This window comes from Arenibacter echinorum, assembly GCF_003259375.1.
Lineage (GTDB): Bacteria > Bacteroidota > Bacteroidia > Flavobacteriales > Flavobacteriaceae > Arenibacter > Arenibacter echinorum.
Genome location: NZ_QLLN01000008.1, coordinates 147,674 through 163,328, shown reverse-complemented (window position 1 = coordinate 163,328; position 15,655 = coordinate 147,674). Strand labels below are relative to the sequence as shown.

Annotated in this window: 12 protein-coding genes and 1 pseudogene; 2 read left to right on the top strand and 11 right to left on the bottom strand. The window is 39.7% G+C overall.

Annotation, left to right across the window (positions count from 1 at the left end; all coding sequences use genetic code 11):
• Positions 1-13: 13 nt before the first annotated feature.
• Together LV92_RS22190 and LV92_RS22100 are read left to right on the top strand one after the other, a co-directional pair.
• Positions 14-685: pseudogene (locus tag LV92_RS22190) on the top strand (transglutaminase-like domain-containing protein); the annotation flags it as partial.
• Between the two features lie 24 nt (positions 686-709).
• The gene (locus tag LV92_RS22100) at positions 710-844 is read left to right on the top strand and encodes a hypothetical protein (RefSeq protein ID WP_262511307.1); all 135 of its coding nucleotides are present in this window, start codon (positions 710-712) and stop codon (positions 842-844) included.
• A 15-nt stretch (positions 845-859) separates the two neighbouring features.
• Here LV92_RS22100 and LV92_RS19240 read toward each other — a convergent pair whose 3' ends face one another.
• The 11 genes from LV92_RS19240 to LV92_RS19190 all read right to left on the bottom strand — a co-directional run bounded on the left by LV92_RS19240 (position 860) and on the right by LV92_RS19190 (position 15,617).
• On the bottom strand, positions 860-1,711 hold the full coding sequence (locus LV92_RS19240) for a hypothetical protein (protein ID WP_111625228.1): 852 nt from the start codon (positions 1,709-1,711) through the stop codon (positions 860-862).
• A gap of 59 nt (positions 1,712-1,770) precedes the next feature.
• Positions 1,771-3,957 (bottom strand): DUF349 domain-containing protein, encoded by a 2,187-nt coding sequence (locus LV92_RS19235; RefSeq protein WP_111625227.1) that lies wholly within the window; start codon positions 3,955-3,957, stop codon positions 1,771-1,773.
• A 153-nt stretch (positions 3,958-4,110) separates the two neighbouring features.
• Positions 4,111-4,863 carry a shikimate dehydrogenase family protein gene (locus tag LV92_RS19230; RefSeq protein WP_111625226.1) on the bottom strand — a complete coding sequence of 251 codons (753 nt, stop codon included), beginning with the start codon at positions 4,861-4,863 and terminating at the stop codon, positions 4,111-4,113.
• On the bottom strand, positions 4,841-5,854 hold the full coding sequence (locus tag LV92_RS19225) for a DUF368 domain-containing protein (RefSeq protein ID WP_111625225.1): 1,014 nt from the start codon (positions 5,852-5,854) through the stop codon (positions 4,841-4,843). The genes LV92_RS19230 and LV92_RS19225 overlap by 23 nt, the downstream gene beginning before the upstream one ends.
• A gap of 14 nt (positions 5,855-5,868) precedes the next feature.
• Positions 5,869-6,786: a DUF368 domain-containing protein gene (locus tag LV92_RS19220; RefSeq protein WP_111625224.1), complete on the bottom strand. Its 918-nt coding sequence runs from the start codon at positions 6,784-6,786 to the stop codon at positions 5,869-5,871.
• Between the two features lie 28 nt (positions 6,787-6,814).
• Positions 6,815-8,215 (bottom strand): tetratricopeptide repeat protein, encoded by a 1,401-nt coding sequence (locus LV92_RS19215; RefSeq protein ID WP_111625223.1) that lies wholly within the window; start codon positions 8,213-8,215, stop codon positions 6,815-6,817.
• Positions 8,216-8,310: 95 nt separating this feature from the next.
• Positions 8,311-9,492, bottom strand: coding sequence for an aspartate aminotransferase family protein (locus LV92_RS19210; protein ID WP_111625222.1), 1,182 nt, complete (start codon positions 9,490-9,492; stop codon positions 8,311-8,313).
• A gap of 5 nt (positions 9,493-9,497) precedes the next feature.
• Positions 9,498-11,516 carry an OstA-like protein gene (locus LV92_RS19205; protein WP_111625221.1) on the bottom strand — a complete coding sequence of 673 codons (2,019 nt, stop codon included), beginning with the start codon at positions 11,514-11,516 and terminating at the stop codon, positions 9,498-9,500.
• Between the two features lie 111 nt (positions 11,517-11,627).
• On the bottom strand, positions 11,628-12,899 hold the full coding sequence (locus tag LV92_RS19200) for an adenylosuccinate synthase (protein ID WP_111625220.1): 1,272 nt from the start codon (positions 12,897-12,899) through the stop codon (positions 11,628-11,630).
• Between the two features lie 16 nt (positions 12,900-12,915).
• The gene (locus LV92_RS19195; RefSeq protein ID WP_031444710.1) at positions 12,916-13,371 is read right to left on the bottom strand and encodes a Fur family transcriptional regulator; all 456 of its coding nucleotides are present in this window, start codon (positions 13,369-13,371) and stop codon (positions 12,916-12,918) included.
• A gap of 41 nt (positions 13,372-13,412) precedes the next feature.
• Positions 13,413-15,617, bottom strand: coding sequence for a RelA/SpoT family protein (locus LV92_RS19190; RefSeq protein ID WP_111625262.1), 2,205 nt, complete (start codon positions 15,615-15,617; stop codon positions 13,413-13,415).
• Positions 15,618-15,655 lie beyond the last annotated feature (38 nt).

The following is a 15,655-nucleotide window of genomic DNA, read 5'->3' as shown; positions in this document are numbered from 1 at the left end:
TATACGAACGTGAATGCGAACGTGTAATTTAATCAGAAAAATTGTTATGTGGTTAAACGCATCCTGCTTACTTGAATTCCACATACCGGTTCCTACTCCATTTTTGCTAAAGTTGCGTCCAAGAAGTGGACGGCAACAGTGGATTGCACGTGAAGAGTATATTTTGTCACCTAGTGCACCGGTGAACGAGTTCACGGATAACTTCGGCAATTTGTGTCAGCGACTGGTTGCACCGGCTGGGAATTTTTCAGTGCGAACATCTGCATATGTGGAAACAGCGGACTCCTCTGATACCGCTCCCAATGCTCCGTTTGTCGAAGTACAACAATTGCCTGACGACGTCCTGCCTTTTCTTTACCCAAGCCGGTATTGCGAGTCGGATCGATTTACTGAAATGGCCGCATCACTTGTAAGAGGTTATTCCTCGGGTTATGATCAGTGTACAGCCATCGTTGATTATGTCCGGAACACCATACAGTACTCCCCCGGAGCCGGGCAGCAGATTATAAGTGCCTCAGAGTTGAACCAATTAAGCAGTGGAGTATGCAGGGATATGGCCCATTTGGGAATAGCTTGTTGCCGAGCGCTATCAATCCCAGCGCGTATGGTAGTGGGATACCTTGAGGGCCTTGTGCCCATGGATTTACACGCCTGGTTCGAGGTTTACGTTGGAAATCGATGGTACACCCTCGACCCTACACAAGCCGATATGAAGGGAGGTCGTATCGCAATCGCTTATGGACGCGACGCAGCGGACGTTGCCATCTTTACTCAATTTGGAAACCCTGTGGAGCTTTTGAATATGAAAGTTATTGTGGAGCAGAAGTCTAGACCTAATTACTAAAACCGACGGAATTTTCTAATCTTTTTTATAGGGCCTGCTTATGGTTTTGTTATTGTACATAGCCAATTCCTCTAAAGCCGTTTCGGTCCATTCGTCCCAATAGGATTGTTTTGATAGATCACTATACACTGCCGTATCATAAGCCTCCTGTTTTAATTGAAGTTCTTTATTTACTTCATTCCCTATGCGCTCCACTTTCTTTACCAGATCCTTAAAACTTTTAATCTCATGGTGTAGTCTTTTGATAAACTTCCTGGCGTAGACTTCGGTTATGTCAAAATGCAATTGTTCGTGATTTAAAACTAAGGATTGGTCTTTATTATTTTTAAAATAGGAAAGCTCGCAATCGAAATAGGTATCCACTTCTACAATAACCATGTTTTCCTCAGATTTTATGCTGGTAGTATAACCAAAATAGGCATTTGTGGCTGCAACAAAGGGTTTGCCTTTAGTTGATCCCTTAAAATCCGTCACTTTAAGCTTTCTATTGGTATTCCAAAGAATTTCCTTTTCAAAGGCTTCTGGATTGGGAACGGAATAGATATTTCCCCTAATTCTATGGCAAGGATTTAATAGGGTGTTTGGGAGTTTGTGTCTTGTTATAAATATTAAATTACCGCCAATTTCTTTTGCTTCTTTTTCTGCTGCCCGTTTAACCTGCCTAAGATTGCAATCCCCGATAAATCCATTGTGCTTGGTGGCTATAGTGCCTATAAGTAGGGAATCGTTGAGGTTTGGATCCTCTTTTGTAATAACAAATACCAAATTTGGTTCCGGTAATTGGTTGGAAAAGGGGCCAGCTGTTTCTTTTACAACTATTCTAGGCGTGCCGCAGCTTGTTAGTGAAATAACAAACCATAAAGCCATCACTACACTAACCTTATTTCTACTAATGTGCTTATATTTTAAATTGTTAAGATCGAGGTCTATTCTTCGTCAGCAGAGGATTCATCTTCGTTTTCGGCTTCTTTTATTAAATTATTTTCCAGAATGTTCAACTTTTTTAATTTGGCCTTCCATGTGGCCAAGGATTCCTTATGGTTGTTTATGTTTTTAATTACTTCTTTTACCACAGGATTATCTTCGGAAGCATTGGAAAAGAATTGAAGATTGTTCTCCAATTGCCTAATTTCACTCTTGCTTTCGTCTATTTTTCTTCTGATAAAAGTACGTTCGTTAGAGATGGCGTAGTCGTTGTCATTATTCGCCAACTGCTGAATCTTGTTGCCGTATTTCAACAGTTCAGCTTCTTGTCTATTGACATCCAATTTTTTGAACAGGGCATCTAGAATTTTGTTAAACTTGGCATTTATGCTCTTTTTATTGAAGGGCACCCTACCAGCTTCTTTCCATTCTGCAATAAACTCTTTAATGGCGGCTAAATCCTTACTTTTATCTCCACTTAGTTGGAAATTTTTTAATTTTTCCAGACATGCATTTTTCTTGTCAAAATTCTCTATCTCCTCCTTATGGGCTTCATTTTTTAAGGCGTGTAAACGGTCAAAATAATGGTTGCAGGCTGTTTTGAACTCCTTCCATATTTTGTCGGAGTATTTTCTGGGAACATGCCCAATTTTTTTCCATTCGTTCTGAATTCTTTTCATTTCCTGGGTGGTAGTATCCCATTCCTCACTGTCCTTTAAGGAAACCGCAAGCTCTAACAATGCCCTTTTTTTATCTAGATTTACTTGTTGGTCTTTCTTTAAATTTTTGTAATAGTTGTTTTTGTTTCTATTAAATTCACGCACCGCATCCTTAAAACCTGCCCAAGTCTTCTCATTTACTTTTTGCGGCACTTTCCCTGCCTTAAAGAAAGAATCGCGCAATTTTTCCACCTCTCGAATTTGCTGCTGCAGCTCTTTGTGACTCGAAGCAATGTGAGTGGCTATTGTACTTATGGCTTGAATTATTTCGTGTTTCTTTTCTAGGTTTTGTTCATAAACCTTTTCCAAGTCTTTATAGTAATCCTGTCGTCTTTGGTGCAGCAATTTGGTAGCATTGCTAAATCGGTCCCAAATCTCTTCCCTGTGCTCTTTGCCGACGGGGCCAATATCTTCCTTCCAGATTTTGTGCAGGGTCTGAAGTTCCTGAAATGCCTTGTTTAAATCCTCTATTTGGACCAACTCTTCTGCCCGCACCACGATCTTTAGTTTTTCCTCGTAGTTGTGCTTAAAATCCAGATCCCTTAGTTCCCTATTTAGATGTAGGAAGTCGTAAAAAATTTCAATGTGATGGTGGTATGTGCGCCAAACATCATTGTAATTGGCACGTGGAATAGGCCCGGCATTTTTCCATCGTTCCTGAAGGTCTTTAAAATTTTTATAGGTTGTGTTTATATCCTCTTCAACGTTAACCAATGCCTTGAGTTCGTTGATGATTTCCAGTCTTTGTGCAAGATTGGATTTAAGTCCCTGTTCCAGGTTTTTGTAATAACTATTTCTTTTTTCCCGGTAATCCGAATATACCTCGTTAAACTGTCTTTTGTCAACGGAATTGTATCGGAAATCTATTTCGTTTCCACCACTATTTATAAAGTCTTCCTTCTTTTCGTCTATGAATTCCTGAAACTTCTGATCGAATTCATATTTAATGCCGTCAACATGCTTTTTAATAGCCTGCACCTTTTCGTTCCTTACCAATCGCTGAAGTTCACCTACCAAATTCTCCATGGACATGGCGTGGTAATCCGGCATGGGAATATGGTGTCGCTGATGGTTATCCGAATCTTCGGCATCCTCTGCATTGGATTCATCTATTTCCTCCAGAACATCTTCCTCTTTCCCTTCAGTTGTTTCGGCGGAAGTTTCATTGTTCACAACATCTTCTACAACAACTTCGGATGTCGCGCTTTCTTCAATGGATACTTTTTCCGGGGCTTTTTGGGTTGAAGATTCTTTCAACTTTTCTTCGTTCTTGGTATCCGAATCGATAGATGCACTTTTATCTTCCACCAATTCCTCGGAGTTATTTACAGAATCTGTTTCAATAGTCTCAGGATTGGGAGCGGATTTTGTTTCATTCTCGGCTTCCGAATTATTTCTTGCTTCGGTATTTCCTGAGGTTTCCTCTGTACCCACATTATTCTGTAGGTTGTCGTCTTTATCTTCTAACATTTTATGAATGTTTATAGCTTTCTAAATGTAATGTACGGAAATATAATTACATCCGTCTATATATCAAAGGTAATGAAACTTCTTTTTAAGGTTTTTTTAGAGAGGGGAATCCCGTATTTTTCTTGGTATTAAGAGACCTAATTGCTTCTTGTACTAGGAATTCCATATCTCCCAGGATTTTTCCGCCTGAAATTGAAGCATGTTGGCGCCATTGCTTATTTTGCCACCTTGCTGCTCACCAGATAGCAAAAATGCTGTTTTTTCGGGATTGTAGATAAGGTCGAAAAGTAAATGTTGTTTGGTGATGAAGCTGTATGGCAGGTCTGGCTTGTCGTTTATGTTGGGGTACGTACCTAAAGGAGTACAATTCACAATTACTGTATGGTCCTTTAGCACTTCTTTATTAATATCTATGTAATTGAGCTGTTTGTCTCTGGGATTTCTAGATACTAATATATAGGATATCCCCAATTTGTTAAGTACATATGCCACCGCTTTGGAAGCGCCACCGGTACCCAGGATAAGCGCTTTTTTATGGTGTTCCTTAAGATGGGGCTCTATGGATTTTTGAAAGCCATAGGCGTCTGTATTGAAGCCTATTGTTTGATTCCCCTTTATTTTAATGGTATTTACGGCTCCAATAGCTTGGGCTTCAGGATCTATTATCGATAAAAAGGGCATAACCTGTTCTTTGTAGGGAATAGTTACGTTAAAACCATGGATATTACTGTTTTGTTCCAAGAGACCCTTGAACTGGTCAATATGCTCTAAATCAAAATTCTCGTATGAATGTCTTTCCAGTCCCATTTCAGAGAATTTCTTGGTAAAATATCCCCTTGAAAATGAATAGGAAATATTTTTTCCAATTAACCCAAATCTAATTTTATCTCTTTCTGTTTTTTCCATACCAGTCTAATCCTAATAAAATTAATATCCCAAAAAATATAAAAAAAATGGCCCACCAAGTCTCGGAAGATCCCAAATTTGGCAGGAATCTTTCATAATTCTTTATTATTGGGTTATGGTTGGTGTCCAAAAGCAAATTGCCAGTGATATCCGTTTTGAATAAGGTGCGTTTCCAAGGCCATACCACTCCCAATGATCCTGTAATAAAGCCTATGATAACGGCTGTGGTTATGTGCCTGAAATGCTTTAATACGTAGGTCAATAGATGGGAGAGGGTTACCAATCCGGCAGCCGATCCTGTAGTAAATACCGCAAGAATTTTTAGGGTATTGAGCCGTGTTGCATTTTTAATAAAGCTGTAATCGCCTATCAAGATTTCCGAAAAGGTATCATAAAGAGCGTTTACGGAATCTACCAAAAGAAGCACATAATTACCTAGAAGGATCAGTATAAAGGAACCGGATAGTCCGGGTAAGGTCATGCCCGAGACACTGATAATGCCACAAAAAAATATAAAGATTAAATTATCGTTTTGCGTAGCAGGATTAAGAAAGCTTATGGATATACCTATGATCAATCCAACTATACCTGCTGGGATGGTCTTTTTTCCCCAATGCCCAAAATCCTTTCCTATGTAGTATATGGAGCCCAATATCATCCCAAAAAAGGCAGACCACACATAGAGCTCATTTCTTTCCAAAAAATAATCCAAAATCTTGGAGACACTGAAATAGCTTACCAACATGCCAAAGATCAGGAGCGTTAAAAACTGCCCGTTTGTGTAGCGATAGAAACTTTTTAACCTTCCACTGATCAACAGTTTAAAGGCTTTTCCGTTTACCTTTTGAAGGGAGTAGATAAATTCTTCGTAAAATCCGCCAACAAAAGCGACTATACCCCCTGATACCCCCGGAACTTTGTTGGCCGCACCCATAAATAAGCCCTTGATAACAAGGAAAAATTTATCAGTGAATGTTCTGGGGTTTTTCATTAGGGGTTGGGCGATTATTTTTTAGCGGCCAATTTTTCCAGTATAAAAATAAGGGAAAAACCAAGTAAAGCGAGAATAATGGCACTTATTAATTGAGGGTCTCCATCAAAAGAAAAAGGGGAGATATTCTGATCCTTGATAGTAATTATTTTTTCCCCGAACATTTTGGTCTCCAAGACTTCCTTCCATGGCCATATTTTGTTTAAGGAACCTAAAATAAACCCGGTCAACAGCGCCAAGGTTAGGTTCTTGTAATGTGTAAACATCCATTTTAGAAGTTTTGCAAAACTCAGCAGTCCAAAAATGGCTCCTAGGCCAACCGTGATTACAATTTTAAGATCTCGTTCATGAACTGCATCCAAAACCGTTTTATAGGATCCCAGCAGCACTAAGATAAAGGCTCCGGATATCCCGGGTAAAATCATGGCGCATATGGCTAAGGCTCCTGAGAAGAATAAATAAGGTAATGATCCTGAATTTTCGGAAGGAGGCAATTTTGTAACGTAAAAGGCAATGGTAGCTCCCAGAATCAATATTATTATTGCAGCCAAATTCCATTTTTTTATTTCCTTGCCTACCAATATAATACTGGCCACAACCAGGCCAAAGAAAAAGGACCATAGGGGTATGGGTTCGTTCTCCATTAACCAACTAATGAGTTTGGCCAAGGAAAGGACGCTAATGCCAATACCAAGAAGCAGAGCCAGCAGAAAGTTGCCATTAAGTTTGATCCAAAAGGCTTTTATTCCTTCCTTTCTCAATGTATTTAAAAGGGAAACATTTACGTTGTTAATACTTGTGATGAGTTCTTCGTAAATCCCGGAGATAAAAGCAATGGTGCCTCCCGATACACCGGGCACAACATCTGCAGCGCCCATGGCCATTCCTTTTAATAAAATAAAGATGTAAGATAAAAGATTGCGATTTTCCATATATGATAAAAAAACAAAAATAGTTTATTTATCTGGAAGCCTTTTTCACATCTTCAATTAAGTTTTGAGCCCATTCTGTGTTGAAGAATTGGGGAAATTCGTCCTCAAATAAATGTAGTTGGTCAAGGTCTATTTTAAGGGCGTTTATCAACCTGTATTGAGCTCTGGGGAAATCGCTTATTAGCAGATAAAATCCTGCCATTTTATACTGCATTTCACATCGCTGTGGATAAAATTCATGACCTTGGAGCAGTATTTCTATGGCCGCATGAACGTCCAGGTTTTGTACTGCTACATCGGCCCAATGAAACCAAGTGTCAAATTCGTAATTTCCTAGGTCTACCGCCTGCTGATAAGCATAGTAGGCCTCGTCATTATTTTTTAAAGTGGAGTGGATTTTTCCGCATTTTTTCCAGTACTTGGAATTTTCCCCATCAATATTTATGGCTTTATTGATGTAGTATAGCGCCTTTTTATAATCCTTTTGTCTAATGTAGTATTCCGTAATTGCCAACCATCCCTTATCCAACAACGGATCTTCATGAACCGTTCTGTAATAATAGGATTTGGCCAATTCATCATTCTTTAATTTTTCGTGACATCTACCGATCCTTAAATAAGCATGCGAGGTAGGGTCTTCAATGGCAATGGTGGTTTCATAATTCTCAATGGCCTCATTGTACTTGCCCATTTTTTCCAATACCTTTCCCTTTTCAAAATAAGCACCAATAAAAGTGTCATCGGAAATAATGGCAAAGTCAAAAGCGGTCAGGGCCTCCTTGTGCATTTTTTTAGTAAAATACATTTTGCCCAATTGGTGCCAGGCAACTTCGCTATAAGGATTTCGTTCAAGGTAATCATTTAGGTACACGATGGCTCCGTCATAATCCTCAAGAAATTCAAAACAATAGATAACATTGTAAAGTGATGAATAATCCTCTTCATCATAGGACACACACATCATGAAATTTTGTTTGGCGTCCTCAAAATTATCCATGAACAAATATTCCATTCCCAGTAAGGAATGGATGTCAAAACTGTCATCAGTTAGATTTAATGCCTGGGTCAAAAGGGAAACAGCCGCTTCGTGATTGTCTTTCTTGGAATAAATATTGGCCCTTTGAATGTATATTTCCTCATTATTGCTGTCTATTACCTGTAGTTCATCCAGCATTTTCTCTGCCAGCTCCAGATTATTTTCAAAAACAAGGACTTCTATGGACAACAACTTAAGCTCTATACTGTCAGGATGCTGTTGCAGCCCTATTTTAATGGCTTTTTTGGCTAATGCAATTTTACCGTTATTGAGGTAGTGGTGAATAATATCTTGAAAATCTTCCGCGTCAAAGAAGTAGACATCATCGGTCTTGAGCATGGATTCAAACTTAGCAATTGGTTGCCCTGGTCTCTCGTTTGGTTCTAACGCCATAGGAACTTCTAATTATTCATTGGAACTAAAGTAGTCTTTTGAAACCCTTAATTCCGACAGATTTGGTCTATTATATTAACAAATTAGTTAACAATTTATTGTTTAAGGCCGTTCAATACCTCTAAAATCAGGGCACAGCCAAGGCTAATTTCCTGATTGCTAATGGTCAATGGAGGTGATATGCGAATTGCATTTGGTTCAAAAAGGAGCCAAAAAAGTATTATGCCTTTCTCGGCACATTTAAGGATTACCTCATTGGCCACTTCAGGTTTTTCCATTATTAAGGCCAACATTAATCCTTTACCTCGAATCTCCTTTATCGATGGGTGCTGCAAAAGTTCTCTAAAAAGAACTTCCTTTTCCAAGGATTCCTGAATAAGCCGGCTTTCCGTTATTTCTTGCAAGGTGGCGAGACAAGCCGCTGCAATTACAGGATTGCCTCCAAAGGTGGTAATATGGCCCAGTTTTGGGTTCTCTATAAGTGATTGCATCATGTGGTGGGAAGCTACAAATGCACCTACCGGCATTCCGCCGGCCATGCCCTTTCCAATAACCAAAATATCCGGAGTACAATCGAAATGTTCAAAAGCAAACAGTTTTCCGGTTCGTCCAAATCCAGGCTGGATCTCATCCAATATTAACATTGCACCAACTGAGGTACATCGCTCCCTTACCTTTTTTAAATATCCGTTCTCCGGTAAGATGAAACCAGCACCTCCCTGGATAGTTTCCAAAACAACTGCAGCCGTTTTTTCAGTTATGGATAATATATCCTCTTCTGAATTAAAGTGAATAAAGCCAACGTCAGGAATAAGTGGCCTAAAGGCACTTTTCCGCTCCTCAAAGCCCATAATGCTGAGACTTCCCATTGTATTACCATGGTAGGCGTGCCGAGCTGCAATAATTTGGCTTCTTCCCGTAAACCTTCTGGCTAATTTCAGGGCACCTTCAATAGCCTCGGTCCCGGAATTTACCAAATATGTGGTTTCCAACGGTGCAGGGAGTAGGCTTGCCAGCAACTTGGTATAGGCTACGGCCGGTTCTTGGATGTACTCGCCGTAGACCATAACATGCATATATTTTTGCGCTTGTTCCTGAACGGCTGTAACCACCCTTGGGTGGCAATGCCCCAAACTGCACGCGGATACTCCGGCAACAAAATCGAGATGGGCCTTTCCTTTGGTATCGTAAATATAACTTCCCTTGGCATGTGAAATTTCCAAAGCCAAAGGATGCGAAGAAGTTTGTGCCTGGTATTTAAAATAATCCTCTTTCATTTGCGCTATTTGTCAAGGATTCTTAAAATCCAGGTTTCATCCATGTAATTACCATTATAATTGCTGTTCCGAGATTGGAGCGCTTCCTCCCAGGTGTCAAATCGCTCTAAATAAACATAGTGGTATTGGTTGAAATTTCGAAAAAAGTATTTGGGTTCCAAACCTTTTTTGGTAAGGCTTTCTATGAATTTCTCGTAATTTTTCTTTACTCCAAAAACGTTCGCTATTAAATAGTATCCGGGATGCAAACCTTCCTCTTTGTCGCCCTCCTCGTAGCGTACCTCTGCTTTTGATTCTGAAACGCTGGGCTTGGCTTCTTTTTTTGGTTGCTCTTTTTTGGTTGGTTCCAATTTCTTCTTAATGGGGTTGGGAGGTAATAACTTAGAAGAATTTATGGAATCGCGTTTCCTTTGGTCCTCTATGGCTTCTTCAGGTGCCACGTCCAAATCTATAGGGTTTTCTACCCCTCTAATAGTGACCAGTTTAATGTTGTTGTCGTCCTCATCAAAGATATCGTCCTTGCTGAGAATTCTTTCCTCGCCACGCCAAATAAAACCTTTCAGTAGCCTACTGTTATCAGGGAGTTCTTTTTCCGGAAAAATATCGCCATCAGGATTGGTAATAAAGGTAATATCCTCTATCTCGTTATTGGCAAGGGTCATTCTAATGGCACTGCATATGGTCTTATCTATTCCAATAAGCTCTTGGTTATCATTGTACAGATAATAGATGACCTCGGTGTTTTTGACCAGATCAATAAGACTTAGTTTATTATCTATAAATTTCCCGAATAGATCCTTGCCCTTGCCCTGATTGTAGCCTACTTTGCCTACCGTATCCAAGGAAATTATAAAGGCATTATTGATAACTTTCAAAGAGTCCAATTTTTCGGTTTCCAAGTTGGAAAGTAAGTGGATACTGTCGCCGGTCATTTGATTTTCTCCATTCCAAATAATAGGATTTGTAATTAATTCGGTAATACCGGTTTTTTGGTTAAAATGGATGGAGTCGCATTTTCCGCTTAGATCGGTCTTGTAGAATTTTGCATTTCTGAATGCCCTAAGGATACGTTGTTCCGGTTTTCCTGTAATCATTAGGGTATCGCCGTGCATATATAGGGAGTCCTGTTCTACCAGATTTATGGATACCGCCCTTTTGGTGGCAAAAACGGAATCCTTGGCCTTATATACTTCAGCGTAGTGCGCCCTGATCAATCCATTGTTTACGGTATCCCTTATGGTAATATTGTTCGTGGCGGATGCAAATTCCGTTTTCTTGTCAAAATATAAGCTGTCACCAGTAATTATTCGATTGTTGTAGTCTATACGGGTATTTTTGATTCCGTATCCGTTTTCGATTTTAGTGTCGTAGAACCCACGCTCGCAATACATTTTATAGGTTTCCCCGGTGATGGTAGACGGACCGTACAAATAGGCATTCTTGGAAACGGTGTAATAATCCAATTGTTTGGAAACCAAATTGAATTCTGGGTTCACCAGGTTCACACTTTCCAAGAACTGGGATTTTTTAAGTTGTGTAAAGTAGCGTCCTATTCTACTGGTAAGGGTATTGGAGGAATCAACTACTGTTCCGTTATGCTCATAGTAAGCCTCTTGTTTTTCCCTGTCGAACCGCAAGGTGTCCGTGGTAAGGGTCATGCTGGTATGGTTCAATACCACATTTTCCCATGCCTTGGCAAGGTTTAAATTGCCATCATAATCTATTTTCCCACTGGTCAACTGTACGGAATCTCCCTGTTTCAGTTTGATATTCCCAATGGCCTTGAGTCTATTTTCCTTTTGGTAATATATCGCAATATCGCACCATAGATCCGCTCCTTCGTGCTCAAATTGTACCTGCCGGTCATCCTTGCTAAAGATGGCTGCCCCGGGATATTGTTTTTCATCTTTGGTAAAGTTGGCTCCATAAACAATGTTTATTTGTTTAACCTCTGCTTGAGGCTCCTGTGCCCAACCGCTCCAACAAATGAATACAGTTAATAATAAAAATACGGACTTAAGCAATGTTCAAAATTTTGGTCAAAAATAGTATATTTTGAGGGAGGATAATATAGTTTGGGATAGTTTTAGTAAATCCCCAATAACGAAAAAGCCATCTTTTAAGATGGCTTTTGTTTATCGATATATAGTCTGGGTCCTATCCGGTCCTACCGAGACAATCTTAATAGGAACTTCCAATTCCTTTTCTAGAAACTTAATGTAATCCATCAAGGTGTCAGGAAGTTCATCTGACTTGCTCATTTTGGTCAAATCCTTAGCCCAACCCTTCATTTCCGTATAGACCGGAGTCACATATTCCGGTTCTATGCTATAGGGCAAATGTTTTATCTGCTTTCCTTTATAGTTGTATGCCGTACAAACTTTTAGGGTTTTAAACCCACTGAGTACGTCCGCCTTCATCATCATCAATTCCGTAACCCCATTAATTTCAACGGCGTATTTAAGAGCTACAAGGTCCAACCATCCGCATCGTCTTGGTCTACCTGTGGTTGCGCCAAATTCGTTACCGACCCTGCCCATGGTTGCGCCGTCCTCATCAAAAAGTTCTGTAGGGAACGGTCCGCTGCCCACACGGGTGGTATACGCTTTGAAAATACCTAAAACGCTACCAATTTTATTGGGTGCCACACCCAATCCGGTACATGCTCCAGCTGCAGTGGTATTGGATGAGGTTACAAAAGGATAGGTTCCAAAATCGATATCCAATAAAGATCCCTGTGCACCTTCAGCCAATATTTTTTTACCTTCCCTCTGTGCGTTGAAAATATATTCCTCACTATCTATGAAGGTTAATTTTTTTAGCTCTTCTACAGCCATAAAGAAATCGGCTTCCAATTCCTTTAGGTCATATTGAATCTCTACATTGTAAAAGCTGATCATGGCCTCATGTTTGTTGGCCAATATCCTGTACTTTTCTTTCCAGTCCGAGAATTCCAAATCTCCTACCCTCATTCCGTTCCTTCCGGTTTTGTCCATATAGGTCGGGCCAATACCTTTTAAAGTAGATCCTATTTTAGCCTTGCCTTTAGAGGTTTCGGAAGCGGCATCCAGTAAACGGTGGGTAGGCAAAATTAAGTGGGCCTTTCTAGAGATAAATAATTTTGATTTAATATCTAGATTGAACTTTTTAAGATTATCCAGCTCCTTTCTAAAAATAACCGGGTCTATAACCACTCCGTTGCCAACAATGTTAACCGCGGTTTTGTGGAAAATTCCTGAAGGAATGGTATGCAAAACATGTTTTATACCATCAAATTCTAATGTGTGACCAGCATTTGGTCCACCTTGGAAACGTGCAATTATGTCATAGTTTTTTGTTAAAACATCAACTATTTTCCCTTTTCCTTCATCTCCCCATTGGAGTCCTAGTAGTAAATCTACTGCCATTATTTATGTAATTGGATTAATTATTCGTGTTCTCTTCTTTATTTCGTGTTCCGTAAAAATAGAGCGAGTGAGTATTGATCTTAATATTGAAAACTTCCTCAATGGTCTTTTTTATACTTTGAATACGCGGATCGCAAAATTCCATAACCTCACCGGTATCTGTAAGGATAACATGATCGTGCTGTCTGTCAAAATAAGATTTTTCGTATTGGGCCTGGTTTTTTCCAAATTGGTGCTTTCTTACCAATTTGCATTCCAAGAGAAGCTCAATTGTGTTATATAGTGTAGCCCTGCTAACGCGATAATTTTTGTTTTTCATAGTGATATAGAGCGATTCTATATCAAAATGTTCTTCGCTGTCGTAGATTTCCTGTAAGATTGCGTAGCGCTCAGGTGTTTTTCTGTGACCATTTTCCTCCAGAAAAGTGGTGAAGACATTTTTAACTATTTCTTGATTCTTATTTTCGCCCATAGCATTTACCCAGCGTTAGGGTACAAATGTACAGTTAAAATTTAAATTCTGGATACTTTATCGATGCCGTTAATGCGCTTTAGATTATCTATAACTTTTTTAAGGATAGCATTGTTTTTTACAACAAGTGTGATTCTACCCGAGAATGTTCCACCATCCGTGCTGAAATTAATATTTCTCATATTCACATGTAAATTGCCAGATATTACCTCGGTAATTTCACTGATCAAACCTATATTATCTATCCCGGTAAGCATTATTTCCACAGTAAATTCTTCTTGGGAAGAATCGATCCATTTGGCCGATATGATTCTATAAGCGTAGTTGGACTGCAGGGAAATGGCATTGGGGCAGTTTTTCTTATGCACCTTGATTCCGTCGTTCACGCTCACAAATCCAAATACCTCGTCGCCAGGAATTGGATTGCAACACTGGGACAATTTATACTCCAATTTGTCCTCTTCCTTACCAAAAACAAGGGTGTCATATTTTGTGGTTATTTCTTCCCTGTGAATATCCTCAGGAACGGGGGTTCTCTTTATCTTATTTTTAAAGAAGGTTATAAATGCATTGCTATAGGAGGCCGCAAAATCTTTTAGCATCTGATTGTCAATAGCCCCTATGCCTACTCTATAAAATAAGTCCAGACTGGTCTTGAGCTTGAAAAAGACAACCAATTTGTTTATGGTATCCTCGTTAAGGGTAATTTTTTGGGATTTTAATTTACGCCTAAGGACCTCCTTGCCATCCATGGCCGTAGATTTCTTTTCTTCCCTTAAAGATGATTTTATTTTGGCCCTGGCCCTTGCCGTTGTGGCGTAGTCCAACCAACTTTGGCTGGGTTTGGCCGTGTCCGAGGTGAGAATGTCCACTTGGTCCCCACTTTGCAAGGTAGTATTCAGGGGTACCAGTTTACCATTTACTTTGGCTCCACGGGTATGCATGCCTACTTCGGTATGTATATTGAATGCAAAATCCAATGGGGTGGCTCCTTTGGGAAGGGATTTTAATTCTCCCTTGGGAGTAAACACAAAAATCTCTTTGGAATAAAGGTTAAGTTTAAATTCCTCTACAAAATCGACCGCATTGGTGTTTGCATTTTCCAAGGCTTCCTGCAGTTTGTTAAGCCATTCCTCAATTCCCTGTTCTTTTTGATTACCGTGCTTGTACTTAAAATGCGCGGCATAACCTTTCTCGGCAATTTCGTGCATTCTTTCACTGCGGATCTGAACTTCTACCCATTTACCTTTTGGACCCATTACGGTGATGTGCAAGGCTTCATAACCTGTAGATTTGGGAGAAGAAATCCAATCCCTTAAGCGAACAGGGTTAGGGGTAAAGTGATCGGTAACAATGGAATATATTTTCCAAGCCAAAAACTTTTCGTTATGCCGGTCCGATTTGTATATGATCCGAATCGCAAATTTGTCATATATCTCATCGAAGGATACATTCTGAACCTTCATTTTTCGGCGAATGGAGAATATGGATTTCATCCGGCCCTTAATGTAGTAATCAAGGTTTTCTTTATCCAAGGAGTCGCTTATCACCCCGGAAAAAGCATCTATATAAGCCTGTTGTTCTTCTTTGGACTCTTCAATCTTACCTAGGATATCTTCGTAAACATCTGGTTCCGTGTATTTCAGACTAAGGTCTTCCAGTTCCGTTTTAATATTGTAAAGCCCTATTCTATGCGCTAAAGGTGCGTATATGTAGAGAGTTTCAGATGCTATCTTCACTTGTTTATGCTCTGGCATGGAATCCATAGTGAGCATATTGTGATATCTGTCCGCTATCTTTATAATAATTACCCTTACATCGTCATTAAGTGTAAGGAGCATTTTTCTAAAATTCTCCGCCTGTTGGGAAATGTTCATATCCTTTTTCAGGTGGGCAATCTTAGTGAGTCCGTCCACGATTCGTGCAACGGTCTCGCCAAACAAACGTTCTATGTCCGCCAGGGTGTATTCGGTGTCCTCAACAACATCATGGAGTAGGGCAGATGCTATGGAAACTGCATCCAGACCCATTTCGGAAGCCACAATTTTTGCTACTGCTATTGGGTGGAAAACGTATGCTTCCCCCGATTTCCTTCTTTGATTCTTGTGGGCATCCACAGCAATATCAAAAGCAGAGCGTATCAATTTCTTATCCTCATCGGTAAGACTTTGATAGCTTATGCGGAGCAGTTCCTTATATTGTTTCGCTATTTCCTTGTTTTCTTTCTCTATTGCAGCTTCGGTCATCATAAATTAAAAATAGCACAAACTATGATAGTAGACAA